Here is an 18116-nt window from a genome sequence, read left to right on the forward strand (position 1 = left end):
GCGTCCAAATGAGAAGCGGGGCAAAAATTTGGCTGGTTGCGGCCAACCAAAGGAGCTCGGTTGAGCAGGGGGATCAGTTGCTGGCGACGGTTTCCGGTTTCCAGCCGCCGCCCAGGGCCTTGTAGATCGCGACGATGCCGCGGTACAGGTCCACTTCGGCCTGGGCCTGTGTGTCTTCGGCGGCCAGGCGTTCGCGCTGGGCGTCGAGCAGCACGAGGAAGTCCACAGTGCCTTCGCGGTAGCGAATCTCGGCGAGGTCGGCGGCGGCGCGGCTCGATTCACTCTGGCGGATCAGCGAGATCAGCCGTTGTTGGCGTTTGCCGTAGTCACTGAAGGCGTTTTCCGATTCTTCCAGAGCCAGCAGCACTTGCTGTTCGTAGGTCGCCAGGGCGCCGTCCGCCTCGGCGTCGGCACCGCGCAAGCGAGCCCGTACGCTGCCCAGGTCGAAAGCCGCCCAGGTAATGCTCGGGCCCAGCGCCCAGGCGTTGGCCGCCGAGGAGCCGATCTGCGAGCCGCGGCCAGCCGTGAAGCCGAGGAAACCGCTCAGGCTGACCCGTGGGAACAGGTCGGCCTTGGCCACGCCGATGCGCGCCGTGGCAGCGGCCAGTTGGCGTTCGGCACTGAGAATGTCCGGGCGCCGTTGCAGCAGTTCACCCGGGTCGCCGATGGGCAGGGCCTTGGCGATGGCCGGCAACTGTTTCGGGCTCAGGTCCACGCTGAGTTTGTCCGGACGCTCGCCCAGCAACGTGGCGATGCGATTGCGTTGACGCACCTGTTCGGCCTGCAACTGCGGCACGCTGGCTTCCACCGAGGCCAGGCGCGCATCGGCCCGCACCACATCGAGCTGATCGCCGACGCCGGCATCACGCAGGCTTTCGGTGATCTTGCGCGAATCCTGCTGGTTCTTGAGGTTCGCCAGGGCGATCTTTTCCCGCAGTTGCGCGCCGCGCAATTGACCGTAGGCGTCCACCAGTTCGGCGATCATGGTCACCTGCAACTGATAGAGATCGGCTTCGATCGCCTGCTGATTGGCATCGGTGGCTTCCAGGTTGCGCTGGATGCGTCCGAACAAGTCCAGTTCCCAGGCCATGTCCAGGCCCAGGTCGTAACGCTCGGTATTGACCCGGTCGGTGGTCTGTCCCGGGATCTGGCCTTTGCCCAGATTGCTGCTGGCACGGCTGGTGATGGTCGGCATGGCGTCATTGCTGGCGTCATCGCGAATCGCCCGGGCGGCCCGCAAACGGGCGAAGGCCACGCGCAACTCGCGGTTGCCTTCCAGGGAACGGGTCACCAACGCGTTAAGGGTCGGGTCGTCGAACTGCTGCCACCAGATGCCTTCGAACCGGGCACGGTCGAAATTCTTCTGGCCGGCGGCGCCGTCGGTGGCGGTGGTGATATTCGCCGCCTCCGTTTGCGGGGCCTTGTAGTCCGGGCCCACGGCGCAGGCACTCAAGGCCAACACCAGCAAGCTCGGCACGAACGCTTTCAAACTCATTGTTGCGCCTCCAGTTTCAAAGCCCGGGCCGCTTTGCGGGCCTCGCTGCGCTCGACGAAGTTGCGGATCAGTACATAGAACACAGGGGTGAGCAGCAGGCCGAAGAAGGTCACGCCGAGCATCCCGGAGAACACCGCCACACCCATGGCATGACGCATTTCCGCACCGGCACCACTGGAGAACACCAGGGGCACCACGCCCATGATGAAGGCGAAGGAGGTCATCAGGATTGGCCGCAGACGCAGGCGGCACGCTTCCAGCACCGCCGCCAGCGGGTTCATGCCTTCGAGCTGTTTATCCTTGGCGAACTCGACGATCAGGATCGCGTTCTTGCAGGCAAGCCCCACCAGTACGATCAAGCCGATCTGGGTAAAGATGTTGTTGTCGCCGCCGGAGAGAATCACCCCGGTAATGGCCGACAGCAGGGTCATCGGTACGATCAGGATCACCGCCAATGGCAGGCTCCAGCTTTCGTACTGTGCCGCGAGCACCAGGAACGCCAGCAATACGCAGAGCGGGAACACGAACAGTGCGGTGTTGCCCGAGAGGATCTGCTGGTAGGTCAGGTCGGTCCACTCGTAGGTCATGCCGTTGGGCAGTTCGTCCTTGAGCAGTTTCTCGATGGCTTTTTCAGCCTGGCCGGAGCTGTAGCCCGGGGCGGCGGCACCGTTGATTTCAGCGGTGATGAAGCCGTTGTAGTGCATCACGCGGTCTGGCCCCGAGGTGTCGCTGACCTTGATGAAGGTCGCCAGCGGGATCATCTCGCCACGGTTGTTGCGCACCTTGAGCTGGCCGATCTGGTCCGACTCGAGACGGAACTGCTGCTCGGCCTGGACGTTGACCTGGTAGGTGCGACCGAAGCGGTTGAAGTCGTTGGCATACAGCGAACCCAGGTAGATCTGCAGGGTGTCGAAGATGTCGCTGACGGCCACGCCGTGGGTCTTGGCTTTTTCACGGTCGATGGCGGCATCGACCTGCGGCACGTTCACGGTGTAGCTGGTGAACAACCCGGCCAGTTCCGGCACGCTGCGGCTCTTGGTGATGATGTTCATGGTTTCTTTGTACAGCTCGTCGTAGCCCAGGTTGCCCCGGTCTTCGATTTGCAGGCGGAAACCACCGATCGTACCCAGGCCCTGTACCGGCGGCGGTGGGAAGATCGCCATGTAGGCTTCCTGGATCCCGGCGTACTGGCCGTTCAAGGCACCGGCGATGGCGCCGGCCGACATGCTCGGGTCCTTGCGTTCGTCGAAGGGCTTGAGGGTCACGAACACGATGCCGGCGTTCGGGCTGTTGGTGAAACCGTTGATCGACAGGCCCGGGAAGGCCACGGCGCTTTCAACGCCCGGTTGCTTGAGGGCCAGGTCCGACATGCGCTTGATCACGTCTTCGGTACGGTCCAGGCTCGCGGCGTCCGGCAATTGGGCGAAGGCCACCAGGTATTGCTTGTCCTGGCCGGGCACGAAACCGGTCGGGGTGGTGGAGAAACCGAAGAAGGTCAACACCATCAGGCCCGCATAGAGCACCAGGGCGATGCCGCTGCTACGAATCACTCGGGCGACGGTGCCCACGTAACCGTGGCTGGCGCGCTCGAAGAAGCGGTTGAACGGACGGAACAACCAGCCACCGAAGAGCTTGTCGAGGAACTTGGAGAAACGGTCCTTGGGCGCGTCATGACCCTTGAGCAATACCGCAGCCAGGGCTGGCGACAGGGTCAGGGAGTTGACGGCCGAAATCACCGTGGAGATGGCAATGGTCAGGGCGAACTGCTTATAGAACTGCCCGGTCAGGCCACTGATGAACGCCGCCGGAACGAATACCGCGCACAGCACCAGGGCGGTGGCGATGATCGGGCCGGTCACTTCGCCCATGGCGCGCTTGGTCGCCTCCACCGGGGTGAGCCCCAGTTCGATGTTTCGCTCGACGTTCTCCACCACCACGATCGCGTCGTCCACCACGATACCGATCGCCAGTACCAGGCCGAACAGCGAGAGGGCGTTCAACGAGAAGCCGAACAGGTGCATCACCGCGAATGTACCGATCAGCGAAACCGGCACCGCCACCAATGGAATGATCGAGGCGCGCCAGGTCTGCAGGAACAGGATCACCACCAGCACCACGAGAATCAGCGCTTCGAACAGGGTGTGCACCACCGCCTCGATGGAGCCACGGACGAAGATCGTCGGGTCATAGACGATGCTGTAGTCCATCCCGGCCGGGAAGCCCTTCTTCAACTCTTCCATCTTCTCGCGAACGTCGTTGGAGATCTGGATGGCGTTGGAGCCCGGACGCTGGAAGATCGGGATCGCCACTGCCGGCTGGTTGTCCAGCAGCGAGCGCAGGGCGTATTGGCTGGAACCCAGTTCGACCCGGGCGATATCCTTCAGGCGAGTGATCTCGCCGTTGGCGCCGGAACGAATGATGATGTTCTCGAACTCTTCCTCGTTCACCAGGCGACCCTGGGTGTTGATCGAGAGCTGGAAAGCCTGGGCGTTGGGCGCTGGCGGTGCACCCAGGGCGCCGGCCGCCACCTGGCGGTTCTGTTCACGGATCGCGGTAACCACGTCGGTGGCGGTCAGGTTGCGCGAGGCGGTCTTGTTCGGATCCAGCCAGACTCGCAGGGAGTAGTCACCCATGCCGAACAGCTGCACATCACCCACACCACCCAGGCGCGCCAGCTCATCCTTGATGTTGAGCAGGGCGTAGTTGGACAGGTAGAGCATGTCGTAGCGTTTGTCCGGCGAGGTCAAGTGCACGACCATGGTCAGGTCGGGCGACGCCTTGTCCACCGTGATGCCGATCCGGGTCACTTCTTCCGGCAGCTTGGGCTCGGTCCGGGTGACGCGGTTCTGCACCTGCACCTGGGCGTTGTCCAGGTCGGTGCCCAGGGCGAAGGTGATGGTCAGGGTGATCTTGCCGTCAGCGGTGGATTGCGAGGACATGTACAGCATGTTCTCGACGCCGGTGATGGCTTGTTCCAGGGGCGCGGCAACAGTCTCGCCGATGACCTTGGGGTTGGCGCCCGGGAAGTTGGCGCGCACGACCACGGTCGGCGGCACGACTTCCGGGTATTCGCTGATCGGTAATTGGAACAGCGAGATGGCGCCGGCGATCAGGATCAGCAGCGAAAGCACTGCTGCGAAGATCGGCCGCGAAATGAAGAACTGGGAAAATTTCATCTTGGATTCAGTCCCTTAACCGCGTGGGGTCGCAGCGGCCAATTTGCCTGCCGCCCCTGACGCGTCCTTGGATGGCGCGACTTGGGGCAGGTTGCTGGCTTCGAGCGCTTTACGTTGTTGTGCCAGGGCGGCAATGGTTTCGTCGCTGGCCATCGGCACGGTTTCAGGCGTGACCGGTGCACCCGGACGAGCCCGTTGCAGCCCCTTGACGATGATGGTGTCGTCCTTGCTCAGGCCGCTGCGCACGATGCGCAGGCCTTCGATCTTCGGACCCAGTTCGACGGCGCGGTAGGCCGGCTTGTTCTCGGCGTCCATCACCAGCACGAATTTCTTGCCCAGGTCGGTGCCGACGGCTTCGTCGTTGATCAGCACGGCGGCGTAAGTGCCGCTGCCCACCAGTTTCAGGCGGGCATACAGGCCTGGGGTGTAGGCACCGTCCTTGTTATCGAACACGGCACGACCACGGATGGTGCCGGTCTGCGGGTTGACCTGGTTGTCGACGAAGTTCATCTGGCCCTGGTGCGGGTTGCCGTCTTCGTTGGACAGGCCCATGTAGACCGGTGTGGCCTGGCCACGCTGGCCCTGGCGGGCAAGTTGGGTGTACTTGAGGAAGACGCGTTCGTCGGCATCGAAGTAGGCGTAGACCTTATCCGTGGAGACCACGCTGGTGAGCGGGGTGACGTCAGCGGTCACCAGGTTGCCGGCGGTGATGTCCGCCCGGCTGACGCGACCGCTGATGGGTGAGGTCACCCGGGTGAAGCTCAGGTTCAGCTTGGCCAGGTCCAATTGTGCCTGGATGGCCGCAGCGGCGGCGCGGGCTTCCTGGGCGGCGCTGGTGCGCGAGTCGGCCAGCTCGGCGGAAATGGCATTGCTCAAGCGCAGGCGTTCGCCACGCTGGGCTTCGTTCTCGCTGCGGGTGGCGGTGGCGCGGGCTTGGGCCAGTTGGGCTTCGAGACGACGTACTTCAGCCTGGAAGGGGCGTGGGTCGATCTGGAACAACAGGTCGCCTTTCTTGACCAGCGCACCTTCGGTGAAGGCCACTTCGTCGATCTGCCCGGAAACCCGTGGGCGGATCTCGACGGTTTCCGGCGCTTCAAGGCGCCCGGTGAACTCATCCCATTCGTTGACGGGCTGCTCCAATACCTTGGCCACACTGACTTTGGCCGGCGGCATGGACGCTGCCGTGTCGGGAGTCTTGCCGCAGGCGCTCATCACCAGCACCGCCAGCAGCGCGAGGGGAAAACGCAGTTTTGAAAGTGAATGTTCCATGGATAGCATCCGCCAATGTATTGAGAATGGGCGGATGATGCGTGGCGCAAGGCAGAGGAACGAATCGAATGAAGCAAAGGTAACTATCATTCAGAATGATATAAGCCATCGATAAGGCCTCTAGTCCGGCGATGCTATCCATTGGATGTTGAGTTTATTGTGGCGAGGGGATTTATCCCCGCTGGGCTGCGCAGCAGACCCCAAAAGATTCAGGGTTGCTGCGCAACCCAACGGGGATAAATCCCCTCGCCACAGCCTACTGCGGCAAATAGATGTCATGGACTCGCTTGACTGTCCCATCCGCGCGAAGCGCTTCAACCGCTTCGCGCAAGTCCTCGACCATTTTTGGCGAACATTGCTTCGAGCAGGCCAGGTAAAGGTCAGCGCTGCTGCCGACCTTACTCATGAGCAGTTTGCGCTTGGACACCTTCGGCCAGATGTACAGACTCTCCGGCACGCCGTTGAACCAGGCATCGATACGCCCCATCAACAGCATCTGGGCGGGGTTGTCGCCGATGGCCAGCGGATAGATCTGTTCATCGCTGAACCCTTCGGTGCGCAGGATATCTTCCTGTGCACTGCCCAGGCCGACGCCGATCTTGCGGTAGGTTTCCTTCGCTTGGGCGAAGTTGCTCACCCGTCGCTCAAGGCTGAAAAAAGCACGCTCCATAGGCATGATCGAAGCGATCCAGGTGAAGCGATCCTCGCGGGTGGGGATGCGCGACAGTGGCGCGATCAAGTGGTCATGTTCTTCACTGACGTGTTTCTGTGCCCTGGCCCAGGGGAGTAGATGGATTTTTACGGCGTACCCGGCCTTGGTCATGGCCGCCACGGCGACATCGCCAACGATTCCGTGGCCCCTGGGGTCGTTGACGAATGTCAGCGGCGGCGCGTCGAGGATATGCAGTTCTATCTCCAAGGGTTCACCGCGTGCGTTGTTGACAACCAACAGCGGTAACAACAGACAAAGCCTGGGTAGCGCTCTGGTGGGGGCATTCAAGACGCGTTTGCTCGGGCTCATGATCAATACTTCAGGCATTGGAAAGTGGTGCGCCATTCAAAGGGGGCGCGGAAACAGCGTCTTGCAGGCCGACGTTTTTATGTCATGCAGCGCACCCGAAGCGGGTTTGCCACAGTCGTCTTATCAGGACACGCCAGTCTGTTGCCTTGGCCTGACTGCGTGTACTTGAAGGTATAGATCATCCGCTCGACAAAAACCTTGAGCCAGCGCACGGGTTTTTGTTTCGGTGCAAAGAGGTGTGACTCATACGGGGTTGGCTCGGGCCTGCTCGGCAATCAATTGCACTAGTATCCCCGCGGGTTCGGTGATGCTTTGTCGAGGTCGATGGACGAGCCCGACGTCACGGTGGAAGGTGTGCTCCGCCAGGTCGAGGGCGCGCACACCCTCTGGCCAGTTGTGGTGGGTCGCGGTTTGCGGCACCAGGGCCACACCGACGCCGTTTCCAACCAGCTTGATGATGGCCTCCAGTTCATCCAGCTCGCTGACTTCGTGCAGGGCGAAATGCATCTTGCGCAGGAAACGGTCCACCTGCCGGCCACCGAACGACGCCCGGTCGTAACGAATGAAGGGTTGGCTGCCAAGCAGTTCGGCCCAGTCGTCTCCGGGAAGTGCGCTCGGAACGATCAGTCGATACGGCTCCAGCGCCAGGGTCATCCAGCGCAGGTCGCTTTGCAGCGAGAAAGGCGGGCGGATGATGGCGGCCATGTCGATTTCGCCGGCATCCACCAGGTTGATCAACTCCATCGACACGCCAGGAAGGACCCGCGTGCGGCACTGCGGACATTGTTGGTGAAACCTGGCGAGCGCGTCTGGCAGGAAGGAGCGCTGCACCGAAGCGATAGCGCCAATGTTCACCAGGACGCTGGGGGCAAGCCCGGCAGGACTCGCGCCAAGATTGTCGTAAAGGCGCAACAATTCCTGGGCTTGCAAGAGTATTTGATGGCCCATCCGATTGAGTTGAGCCGAGCGTCCCTTGCGGTCGAAAATCTCGAAGCCAAGCTCGGCCTCCAGGCGCTGGATCTGCGCGCTGACCGCCGCCTGGGTGAGGCCGATTTTATTGCCTGCGGCAGCGAAAGTACCTTCCCGTGCTACGGCGACAAGGGTCTTGAGTTCTTTGATCATTCATAAATATTAATTGTGTTACTGAGAGAAATATATTGTTTTTCTTGTTTTGAGCCCGGCCTTACGATGACCAGGTCCTTACAAAAAGCAGCAGGAGCCATGATGAGCCTTTCGCCTTTCCACCTCGCAATCCCTGTTTATGACCTTCCAGGCGCTCGAGCCTTTTATGGCGAAGTGTTTGGGTTGCAAGAGGGTCGCTCCAGCGCGCACTGGGTCGACTTCAACTTCTACGGCCATCAGTTGGTTATCCATGAACAGCCGAAGACCGCTTCCCAAGAGAGCGCCCACAGCAATCCGGTCGATGGGCACGACGTGCCGGTGCCTCACTTCGGCATCATTCTGGGTTGGCAGGAGTGGGAAGCGCTGGCCGAGAGGCTGAAATCCTTTGGCACCGAGTTTGTGATCGAACCTTACATACGTTTCAAAGGACAGGTTGGAGAGCAGGCGACAATGTTTCTGTTCGATCCTTGCGGTAATGCGCTGGAATTCAAGGCGTTCAAGGATATGAGCCAGATTTTCGCTAAATAGAAGGAAGGGGCGTGCCGGCAGCTTGATAGTGGCTGGCTTGTGACGCTATTACTTAATGGTCACAAGTTGTCAACGATCTTCAGGATGCGTAAGCTGCCTCCATGAACCAGCCCTCAATACCTTCGCCCAGCACCCGCGGCCCCGCCGATCACGACATTCGAAACCAGATTGTCGCGGCGGCCAACGAGCATTTCAGTCAATACGGCTACGGCAAGACCACGGTGTCCGACCTGGCCAAGGCCATCGGGTTCTCCAAGGCCTACATCTACAAGTTCTTCGACTCCAAGCAGGCGATTGGCGAGGCCATCTGTAGCCAGTGCCTGGCAGAAATCGTCGCGGCGGTGGAGCAGGCCATCAGTGAAGACGGGCTTTCAGCGACGGAGCGTTTTCGCCGCTTGGTCAAGGCGCTGATCACCACAGGCGTTAACCTGTTTTTCAATGATCGCAAGCTCTATGACATTGCAGCGTTTTCCGCGTCTGAGCAATGGCCCAGTTCGCAAGTCTACAACGCACGGATCAAGAGCTTCGTGTTGCAAATCGTGCGCGAGGGGCGCGAGCTGGGCGAGTTCGAGCGCAAGACGCCATTGGACGAAACCGTAGACGCGATCCATCTGGCGCTGCGGCCTTTCGTCAATCCCTTGCTGCTGCAGTACAGCCTCGATTACGTCGAGGTTGCCCCAACGCTCACCTGCAACCTGATCTTGCGCAGCCTCATGCCTTGAGCTGTGGCTGAAGATTGCACCCAGGCCATTGCAGGCGCTTTACCCATCCGATTCACCTCTCGCTCCAGCGGCTGATGGCCGCCTGGATTTATTCAGCTTGTGACCATTTATGCATAAGGTCACATTTTCGGGGTGTCGTTTCCCAGGGTAAAGCTGCCTTTGTGCTTGCTCAGACGCCCATGATGCGTGCCATGAGTCCCTGATGAAACCAGCGCGGAGTGGCCCAGGTCAGGACGGTGATTGCCTTGTTGCCAAGCCCCGGAACGACACTCATGCGTCCGGCTTGCAGCGCTCGGATTCCCCTGCGCACCATAGGCTGGGGTTGCATCATCACCATTTTCAAAGCCGGTGTCCGACATGCCCGGGCAAAGGGCTGTCACGGCGATGCCATCGCTTTTGAGTTCGCGATGAAGGGCTTCGGAGAAGCGAAGCACGTAGGCTTTTGCGGCGGAGTAGCCGGCGAAATTCTTTACTCCCTGAAAGGACAGCAGGCTTGCGACACATAAGGATGTGTCCACGTTGCCGGATTCGCATGTCAGTTGCGAAGAGGTGGGTCAGGGCCGTCACACTGGCAATATCCAGGGCGATCATCCCAGCATTGGATCTTCAGCAGACACAAAATCCATGTGCAGCGCAAAACCTGTGGGAGCGAGCTTGCTCGCGATGAGGGCGGCAAGCCCAACAGCCATGTGACTGAACCATAGCCATTGGTGGGGCACTTTTTGCGCTTTTGCCGAAAGTTTAAGTGGCCGCAGAAACAGAACTGATTTATTCAAATGCCGGAAGCAACGCCGCGATCGATATTATTGATGTCGATCAGCATCAAAATAATTGACCGCTACGATTATGATCATCATCATAAGGCTGCCAGTCGATGATCCAGGACCACAGTTGCGATCTCTGACCGGATAACGTCGATAACCGGAAGGACATTCATGATGATCAACAAACGTGTAGCGTTAGTGACCGGTGCTTCATCCGGTATCGGGGAAGCCATTGCACACAAGCTCGTGGCCGCAGGCTACAGCGTCTACGGCACCAGCCGACGAGGCGGGCAGGCGGGGCCGCAGGGGTTTCCGCTGTTGGTGCTCGATGTCACTGATGATGCCAGCGTCGAAGCGGTCATCCAGGAACTGCTGACGTTGGAGGGGCGGATTGATCTGCTGGTCAACAATGCCGGCTTCGGCATCGCGCCCGCCGCAGCGGAGGAGAGTTCCGTCGAGCAGGCCAAGGCCCTTTTCGATACCAACTTCCTCGGCATCGTACGCACGACGCGCGCGGTGGTGCCGCACATGCGCCGCCAGGGTGCTGGCCGCATCATCAACATCGGCTCAATCCTCGGCATCGTGCCTGTTCCTTACGCGGCCCTCTATTCAGCCAGCAAGCATGCGGTGGAAGGTTATTCGCAAGCGCTGGATCACGAATTGCGTACCCTCGGCATCAGGGTCACGGTCGTCGAGCCCGGCTATACCAAGACTCAATTCGAGAGCAACAACCTCCAACCCGATGCCAAGCTCGACGTGTATGAAGACATTCGGATAAAAGTGACGAAAGTGGTGAACCAGGCCATGGCGACCGCCGACGGCCCCGACGTGGTGGCTGAAGTGGTACTCCAGGTCGCGCGTGCCGAGCGTCCGAAGTTGCGCTATACCGCTGGCAAAGCGGCCGGCCAGTTGCAGTTCATGCGCAGCTTTGCTCCGGCGCGCTTGCTGGACACGGGCATCCGCAGGGCGCTGCAACTCGAAACCAAACGGCCTTCTCAGGCACACTGACTCGGCCTGGCCATACCCGTTGCCGTGTCTGTTGCATCTGCAGGGCAGCGATGACGATCCGTTTGAACGAACAGGACAAGAACAATGACATTCAAGGCGCTGCTCACGACCAAAACCGGCGAAGCGATTTCGACCCATCTGGTCGACTTCAAGGACGAGGACCTGATGCCCGGTGACGTTACCGTCGCGATCGAGTTCTCGACCGTGAACTACAAGGACGCCATGGCCCTCAGTGGCCGTTCACCTGTCATTCGCCAGTTTCCGCTGATTCCGGGCATCGACTTCGCCGGTATCGTCGAGACGTCCAGTCACCCGGGGTTCGAGGCCGGCGACCGTGTGCTGGTCAACGGCTGGGGGCTGAGCCAGACCCACCACGGTGGCTTTGCGCAGAAGGCGCGGGTGAGCGGTGACTGGCTGGTAAAAATCCCGGAGGTATTCTCGACCCAGGCGGCCATGGCCATCGGCACCGCGGGCTACACGGCGATGCTCAGCGTCCTGGCATTGGAGCATGGCGGGCTGACCCCTGATCGAGGCGATATCCTGGTCACTGGTGCCAGCGGTGGCGCCGGCTCGGTGGCCATCGCACTGCTGTCGGGCCTGGGCTATCGAGTGATCGCCTCGACCGGACGGCAAGAGGAGGGCGACTACCTGCGCGACCTTGGGGCGACGCAGGTCATCGACCGCAACACCTTGTCGCAGCCGGGCGCACCGATTGGCAAGGAACGCTGGGCTGGCGTCATTGATTCGGTGGGCAGCCACACCCTGGCCAATGCCTTGGCTCAAACCCAATATCGCGGCGTTGTCGCTGCCTTCGGCCTGGCCCAGGGCGCGGATCTGCCTGGCTCGGTGCTGCCTTTCATCTTGCGTAACGTAACCCTGGCCGGTATCGATTCGGTCAATGCTCCGCAAGCGGTGCGCCTGCAGGCATGGTCGCGACTCGCCCAGGACCTTGATTTGAGCAAGCTGACCCGCACCACCCAGATGGTTGGCTTGGCAGAGGTGCCTGCCGTTGCCGCTCGGGTACTGGAAGGCAAGGTGCGCGGGCGCACGGTCGTAGATGTGAACGCATGAGGGCCGGGTCACTTCATGTCCCTGGCCTGCACCCACAGCACCGCGTCTTGCGACAGGGGTTTGCCCTTGTAGGTTTTCGTCGCACCGATGTCGAGCGCGGCAATGCCCCACCAGCCGGCCCGGGGCAGGCCGATGGTCACGATACCTTGGGCGTCCGCGTAGGTACTCTGGGCTTTGAATGACGCTTGGGGGGCGGTGACATAGTCTTGCTGGCCGAAGGCGTTTTTCTCGAGATCAACGGAATGGTTGACGTATTCGATTTCGACTTCGGCGAACGGAACCGGCTTGCCGTCGGCCAGCACCACGGCGCGGAACACGCCGCCGGTCCAGTTTGCATAAGGCTTGTTCAATGGCTGGATCTCCACTGGCAACCCTTGTGGTTCTGCCCAGTTACTGGGGACCCCGCCGACGTTCACGATGAGCTTGGCGAACTGTTGGATATAGACATCCTCCTCGGTCTCCAGGTAAGGCTCGGGTTCGAGGACGAAGATATGGTCACCCAGTGAGCGCACCAACTCCCGTGGAATCGAGGCACGATAGGCTGTCGTTCGGTTGTCGCGACTCTGCCACTCGACGGGGCGCAAGTATTTGCGCAGATCGATTTTTTCCCCGCCGTGGGAGCTGCTGTGGCTGAAGGCGCGAGGTTCATTCATGGCCATGGTAGGGCCGCCGGAGAAGGGGTGGGTGAACACCAGGGCGAACTCGAGTTTTTCTGCGCGCTGCAGCGCTGTTTCCTCGAGGTAGAGCATCTGGAAATGGGCCTGTGCCGCGCCGGTCAAGCCAGTGAATGTCGTAGCGGCAAGGGCTTGGAGCAGTTTTCGTTTGAACGTCATGGTCGCTTTCACCTTGAAATGTCGGAAGACTGAATCGTGATTTCATGGCCGGCGCCACCGAGGAACACCACGGAGTAGTTTCCGGCGGGGGGCTGGAACGTGTAGGCGTTGTCCTTGCCAACCTCGCCTTCGAGCAGCACCTTGTTGCTCGGGTCTTGGACATGGATTTTTCTGCCGGTGGCCGAGCTGCCATCGGTGAAGCCCGCCTCGCACTTCACCTGGTTATCGCCCTCGATGTAGCAATCGAAGACGGGGCCATGGGCGAAGGTTGGCTGGCAGAACACCAGAGCGCCTGCCATCGCTAGCCGCAGTGCTGAACCTATGGGTTTCATAATGTCTCGCCGTCAAGATTGGTCATTGGGAAGGCGACTGACCATCGCCCCTCGTGTTGTCGTTGCCAGTCGTGGCGAAGGCCGTCAGCAGGGCCTCCAGGTTCGAACCCAGGAGAGCTTCGTATCCGTTGGCCTTGTCGGCGAGCATTCCCGGGTTGCCCGTATCGAGTATCAGTAGCCGTGCGCCGCCGTCCTCGATGGCCTTGGCGATTTTGGCGTCCGGTGCCCACTTGTGGACCACCACGCGGATGTCACGCTCGCGCAGGTATCGGGTCAGTGCGGCGCGGTCGGCGTCGCTCCAGTCGATGTCCTGTTGGACGAACCAGCCGTCGACAAAGACGCCGAACTCGCCGAACAGGTAGATGAACTCATTGGCCAGTGACAGCACGCGCAGGTCCGGCACTGCCGTCAGCCGGGCACCGTAGTCGGCCTTGAGCCGGCGCAAGCGGCCTTTGAGCGCGGCGAGGTTGCGCTCTATCCGTGGCGCATCGGTGGGGGCCAGGCGTGCCAGGTCGGCGGCGATCAGCGCCGACATGCGCATGGCGTTGACAGGGCCGAGCCAGGCGTACGGCGACTGTCCCTCATCGACATCGCTCGCGGCGGCCCAGGGAACGTCGTTCGATGGCGCGCGGGTCGCGGCCACGCCGGGCTTGATGGTGTCCCATGAGCGCGAAGCGTCGATTTCGACGATCCGCAGATTGTGGCGGCGTGCCGTCGCATACAGCGGATCCGCGCGCCAGAGACTGCTGAGAGTGACCACGGCTTCGGCCTGCTGGAACACCGCGGCGTCCAGGCGTGACAGCGCGTTGGCCTGGCTTTCCATGGGCACGGCCGCGTCCGTCGGAACACGGACGACTTCAAGGGTCGTGCCGTCGCTGAGCGCCGAGGTGAGCGCATACACGGCAGGCAGTGCGACAAGCACCTGTTGCCTGCCGGTATCGGCAAAGGCCGAAAGCGGGATGCCCAGCAGCAGTGCCAGCGTCGTCAGCCAGGACCTGTAGAGCCATTGCCTGTTCATACGCTGGCCCCCCTGAACCGGGACGCGGTAGCGCGCCTGACGGTGGTGGCGATGAACACCAGGGCGGCGACTATCACGATTGCGCCGCCCGTTGGCACGGGAATATGAAACTGCATCGGCGCCAGGATGCCCACCACGCAGGAAAAGGTCGCAATCAGGATGGCGCGCGCCACCAGCCCCGGGAGTGAACGACTGATGTTGCGTGCTGCCGCTGCCGGTATGAGCAGAAGGGCTTCGACAAGCACGGCACCGATGATTTTCAGGCAGGCGACGGTTACCAGGGTGACCAGCACCACAAACAGGTACTCGACGCTTCGCACCTGCACGCCGCGGGCATGGGCCAGGCTCGGATTGAGGCTGGCCAACAGCATGCCGTTGTACAGCGGCAGTCCGAGCAGCGCGCACATCGCGGTTACGCCAAGCAGCACATTCATGTCGGTGTGGTCCACCGCCAGGATGGAGCCGAACAGCACGCTTTCCATCACGTGGGTGTTGATCTTCGCCGACACGAACAGTAACAGCGAGGCACCGACCGCCAGCGAGATGGACAGGAACACACCGATCAGCGTGTCATTGGCCAGCGTGGTGCGGTGCTGCGTGTACTTCAGCGTCAGCGCGAACAACAAGCAAAAGCCGAACATCGAGAAGTAGGGGGATGTGTAGGATTCGCCGATCAGCACGCCAATGGCGACGCCGGTCATCGCCGCGTTGCCGACGGACTGACTGAAGAACGCCATGCGCTTGATCATCACCATCGAGCCCAGCACGCCCAGCAGCGGTCCGATGAGCACCGCGCAAAGCAGTGCATTGATCACGAATTCGTACTCGAACGGCTGCGGCAGGATGCCACTCGCGGCGAGCGCCTGCAGGTGGTTGCGAATGAAGTCGTACAGGGCACTCATTGGGCACCCTCCAGCGAGTAAGCGACTTGGTCGGGGGCACCATGGAACAGCACTCTGCGGTTGATAACCGTCACCGATTGGGCGATGCGCCTGACTTGTTCCAGGTCATGGTTGATCCACAGGACGGTGACGCCACGGCCGTGCAACTCGGCCACCAGCGCCTCCACCAGCCGCACGCCCGATTCGTCGATGCCGGCGGTTGGTTCGTCGAGGATCAGCAGCCAGGGCGCCGGACTGATCGCCTGGGCCAGCAGCACTCGCTGGCGCTGGCCACCGGACAGGCTGCCAAAGGGTTTGGTGCCCATTCCGGCTACACCGGTGCGAGACAGGGCTTCGGCGTTGGCCGCCTTCGCGGATCGGCTAGAGCCCAGGAAGGCCGGCCGGCGTTGACCGAGAAGGGCCATGAGATCGTTGACCGTCATCGGTACGTTGCGGTCGAAGTCCGGCAATTGTGGAACATAGCCCATGGGGGCAGTGACCTCGCCCTCGAAGCGGACCGTGCCCGAATGCGGCATCTGCCCCAGCAGCGCGCGCACCAGGGAAGTCTTGCCGCCACCGTTCGGGCCAACCAGGCAGTGCAGGGCTCCGGCTTCCACGCGAAAACTGACGTCTTCAAGCACTTGCGTGCCTCCCAGTCGCAGGGAGACGCTATCGAACACTATGGCGGGGCCGCGCATCGCTTGTTTCTCCTTCATCGCTGCATGAACTCAACGGCTTCGGCCAAGGTCTCGAGGTTTTCGCGCATCGCCACCTCGAATTCGTCCGCGCTGTAGGTATCGCCGGTGATGTGAGACAGCGAGAAGACCTTCACGCCAGTGGCGGCCTCGATGGGCTTGGCGAGATCGAGGGAGAAGTTTTTCTCGGCGAACAACACCTTCACATTGGCCTTCTTGATGGCGTCGATGGTGTTGGCCAACTGGCGCGCGGTCGGCGCGACGCCATGACGGGGCTCGATCACCGCGCTCACGAACAGGCCGAACTCCTGCATCATGTAGTCGTAGCCGGCATGGGTGGTCGCGCAGCGGAACGAAGACAAATCCAGCGCGGCGAAGCGGGTCATGAAGCCGGCCCTTAGTGCCCGGATGCGCGCGGCGTAGGCCAGGGCGTTTTGTCGATACGCCGCAGCGTTGCCCGGGTCCAGTTCCCCCAACCGGCGAGTGATCTCGAAGACCTGCTGTATCGCTGCCGTGGTGGAAACGAAGGTATGCGGATTGACCACCTTGGCACCGCCCTGGTCGCCGCCGATGGGAATGAGCGCCACCGAGGCATTGGCCTGGATGATCGGCAGTGTCGCCCCACGGCCGGCGGCCTTGATGATCTGGAAGGCCCATTCGTCGTGGCCGATGCCGTTGACGACCAGGGCATCGAGGGTCATCGCGCGGGTGATGTCGTCGGGCTGTGGCTGATAGTTATGCGGGTTCGCCTGCGCCGGAATGAGCGCAACGACCTCGGCTCGATCGCCGACGATATTCGCCACGAAGCTGTAGTACGGGTGCAGGGTGACGCCGATCTTGAGCTTCTTGCCCAAGGGCGCAGTCGGGCCAGCGAGTGCGATGGCGGGTATCAGCACCAGCAGCGCAAGGCAACGACGCCACAGTGCGCGGTGTCGGGTAGAAACGGTCATGGCTGGTTTCCTTTTACACGTTCGACTTCGCTGGCACCGTCGTAGGGGATGACCTGACGCCAACCTTTACCGACCAGCGATTCAGGCTTGACGATGCCGGGGTAGGGCGCGTTCGGGTCGCGATGGACCCAGATCGTGGCCTGGTTGGCCCACATGACGCCGGCATGGGCGTGCCCAATGACGAGCAGATAGGCGCTCTGGCCGGGCGCGCGGCCGCCGGAGCCGTAGTAGACCGTGGCGCCCTGGCCCTGGGTGGCTTGCGATACGTCGCTGGGGCTCGGGGCCGGCGGGGCGTCGGCGGCGTCGTGATCATCGACGGAACCGGCATGAGGCAGGTGGGTGCCAGGCAGAATCAACTGCCAGTGCACCTCGCCATTGGTCTTCCAGAAGGCGTCCCGGTAGAAGGGCGGCAGCAAGATCTTCTGGGCCTGCTCCAGCGTGATCCAACCACCGGTGTCATTGTTGTTCCAGATGATTTCTTCACCGGCGGGCAGCAGGGCACTGTGGATGGCCTGGTCGACCGCTCCCAGGCCATCGAAGGAGCGCACCTGCCAACTCAAGGGCGTCGGTGGGCCGGCGTGCTGTGGGCGCAGCAGCACATAGCCGGTCACGCTGGCGATGATTACCAGGGCCGCAAGCAACAGGGCCAGCGATTCCCAGCGGCTGGAAGCCGGGCGCACGACCTGGATCGCGCCGTTGGCGTCATCGCCGGGGCAGGTGTGCGACAGGCGAGCCATCAGACGAACCCGATCCAGCGGCCAAGGCATATCACGCTCACCCACAGCGCCAACGAACTGAATCCAGCGATACGGGCCTGGCTGGGAGGTGGCAGGGTCGTGTCCCATTCGTCGATCCGGCGATAGGCGCCCAGATGGAATATCCCCATGTTCACGCCCGCCAGCAGCAACAGGCCCATCTTCCACCAGAAAACGCTGTTCTGCGCATAGGTAGTGGCATTGGAGGTGAACATGAGCAGGCCGGTGACCACGCAGGCTGCGAAAGCGACCCAGGTGAATGGCAGCAGTTCCTGGATCAGCCGTAGCGCGCTTCGACGATGGGAGGCAACGCCGAGCAGGCGCAAGTCGACGACGGCGATGGTCCCGAACACAAGGGCGATGCCGATGACATGCACCGACTCCAGGTTTGGGAAAAACGAGCCCGACTCTCTGATGTAGGCGGCGACAGAGGTGTCCTCGAGGGCTTGCAGTATCGATTGGATGTCCATGGCGAA

The 18116-nt window shown here is 61.7% G+C and carries 17 protein-coding genes and 1 pseudogene; 4 read left to right on the plus strand and 14 right to left on the minus strand.

The annotated features are described in order from the left end of the window. Window positions 1–73: 73 nt before the first annotated feature. The 5 genes from KGA89_RS30005 to KGA89_RS30025 form a co-directional block, all read right to left on the minus strand. Entirely contained in the window at window positions 74–1495 is a 1422-nt protein-coding gene (locus KGA89_RS30005; RefSeq protein WP_003202299.1) for an efflux transporter outer membrane subunit, read from the minus strand. Further along, the gene (locus tag KGA89_RS30010) at window positions 1492–4671 is read right to left on the minus strand and encodes an efflux RND transporter permease subunit (RefSeq protein WP_003202298.1); all 3180 of its coding nucleotides are present in this window, start codon (window positions 4669–4671) and stop codon (window positions 1492–1494) included. The genes KGA89_RS30005 and KGA89_RS30010 overlap by 4 nt, the downstream gene beginning before the upstream one ends. A 15-nt stretch (window positions 4672–4686) precedes the next feature. Continuing rightward, window positions 4687–5940 (minus strand): multidrug efflux RND transporter periplasmic adaptor subunit MexE, encoded by a 1254-nt coding sequence (mexE, locus tag KGA89_RS30015; RefSeq protein ID WP_003202296.1) that lies wholly within the window; start codon window positions 5938–5940, stop codon window positions 4687–4689. A 256-nt stretch (window positions 5941–6196) separates the two neighbouring features. Further along, complete coding sequence (locus KGA89_RS30020) at window positions 6197–6961, minus strand: substrate-binding periplasmic protein (protein ID WP_057450843.1); 765 nt, start codon at window positions 6959–6961, stop codon at window positions 6197–6199. 243 nt (window positions 6962–7204) lie between these two features. Further along, window positions 7205–8083, minus strand: a complete 879-nt coding sequence (locus KGA89_RS30025) for a LysR substrate-binding domain-containing protein (protein ID WP_223473241.1) — start codon at window positions 8081–8083, stop codon at window positions 7205–7207. Window positions 8084–8185: 102 nt separating this feature from the next. On the opposite strand from KGA89_RS30025, the gene KGA89_RS30030 reads away from it, so the two are divergent. Both KGA89_RS30030 and KGA89_RS30035 read left to right on the plus strand, forming a co-directional pair. After that, complete coding sequence (locus KGA89_RS30030) at window positions 8186–8611, plus strand: VOC family protein (RefSeq protein ID WP_003202291.1); 426 nt, start codon at window positions 8186–8188, stop codon at window positions 8609–8611. Window positions 8612–8712: 101 nt separating this feature from the next. Further along, window positions 8713–9333, plus strand: a complete 621-nt coding sequence (locus KGA89_RS30035) for a TetR/AcrR family transcriptional regulator (RefSeq protein ID WP_003202289.1) — start codon at window positions 8713–8715, stop codon at window positions 9331–9333. A gap of 169 nt (window positions 9334–9502) precedes the next feature. On the opposite strand, the pseudogene KGA89_RS30040 reads toward KGA89_RS30035, so the two are convergent. After that, a pseudogene (locus KGA89_RS30040) lies at window positions 9503–9924 on the minus strand (SDR family NAD(P)-dependent oxidoreductase); the annotation flags it as partial. A gap of 347 nt (window positions 9925–10271) precedes the next feature. Here KGA89_RS30040 and KGA89_RS30045 point away from each other — a divergent pair. Then, complete coding sequence (locus KGA89_RS30045) at window positions 10272–11105, plus strand: oxidoreductase (RefSeq protein WP_223473304.1); 834 nt, start codon at window positions 10272–10274, stop codon at window positions 11103–11105. 84 nt (window positions 11106–11189) lie between these two features. Continuing rightward, window positions 11190–12176 (plus strand): MDR family oxidoreductase, encoded by a 987-nt coding sequence (locus KGA89_RS30050; RefSeq protein ID WP_223473242.1) that lies wholly within the window; start codon window positions 11190–11192, stop codon window positions 12174–12176. A gap of 8 nt (window positions 12177–12184) precedes the next feature. Here the strand turns inward: KGA89_RS30050 and KGA89_RS30055 are convergent, their stop codons facing one another. Genes KGA89_RS30055 through KGA89_RS30090 form a run of 8 tightly spaced genes read right to left on the minus strand, consistent with a single transcriptional unit; the run spans window position 12185 to window position 18110 of the window. After that, complete coding sequence (locus tag KGA89_RS30055) at window positions 12185–13009, minus strand: DUF4198 domain-containing protein (RefSeq protein WP_223473243.1); 825 nt, start codon at window positions 13007–13009, stop codon at window positions 12185–12187. 8 nt (window positions 13010–13017) lie between these two features. After that, entirely contained in the window at window positions 13018–13308 is a 291-nt protein-coding gene (locus KGA89_RS30060) for a hypothetical protein (protein WP_223473244.1), read from the minus strand. Between the two features lie 55 nt (window positions 13309–13363). Then, window positions 13364–14359, minus strand: a complete 996-nt coding sequence (locus KGA89_RS30065) for a metal ABC transporter substrate-binding protein (RefSeq protein WP_223473245.1) — start codon at window positions 14357–14359, stop codon at window positions 13364–13366. Next, window positions 14356–15261: a metal ABC transporter permease gene (locus tag KGA89_RS30070; RefSeq protein ID WP_223473246.1), complete on the minus strand. Its 906-nt coding sequence runs from the start codon at window positions 15259–15261 to the stop codon at window positions 14356–14358. The genes KGA89_RS30065 and KGA89_RS30070 overlap by 4 nt, the downstream gene beginning before the upstream one ends. Next, window positions 15258–15938, minus strand: coding sequence for a metal ABC transporter ATP-binding protein (locus KGA89_RS30075; protein WP_223473247.1), 681 nt, complete (start codon window positions 15936–15938; stop codon window positions 15258–15260). Before KGA89_RS30075 ends, KGA89_RS30070 begins: the two co-directional genes overlap by 4 nt. Before the next feature lie 14 nt (window positions 15939–15952). Continuing rightward, the gene (locus tag KGA89_RS30080; RefSeq protein ID WP_223473248.1) at window positions 15953–16885 is read right to left on the minus strand and encodes a metal ABC transporter solute-binding protein, Zn/Mn family; all 933 of its coding nucleotides are present in this window, start codon (window positions 16883–16885) and stop codon (window positions 15953–15955) included. Continuing rightward, the gene (locus tag KGA89_RS30085; RefSeq protein ID WP_223473249.1) at window positions 16882–17652 is read right to left on the minus strand and encodes a DUF6162 family protein; all 771 of its coding nucleotides are present in this window, start codon (window positions 17650–17652) and stop codon (window positions 16882–16884) included. The genes KGA89_RS30080 and KGA89_RS30085 overlap by 4 nt, the downstream gene beginning before the upstream one ends. After that, window positions 17622–18110 (minus strand): DUF6644 family protein, encoded by a 489-nt coding sequence (locus KGA89_RS30090; protein WP_223473250.1) that lies wholly within the window; start codon window positions 18108–18110, stop codon window positions 17622–17624. The genes KGA89_RS30085 and KGA89_RS30090 overlap by 31 nt, the downstream gene beginning before the upstream one ends. Window positions 18111–18116: the final 6 nt, after the last annotated feature.

It is taken from the genome of Pseudomonas sp. A-RE-22 (assembly GCF_019956035.1).
Taxonomy (GTDB): domain Bacteria; phylum Pseudomonadota; class Gammaproteobacteria; order Pseudomonadales; family Pseudomonadaceae; genus Aquipseudomonas; species Aquipseudomonas brassicacearum.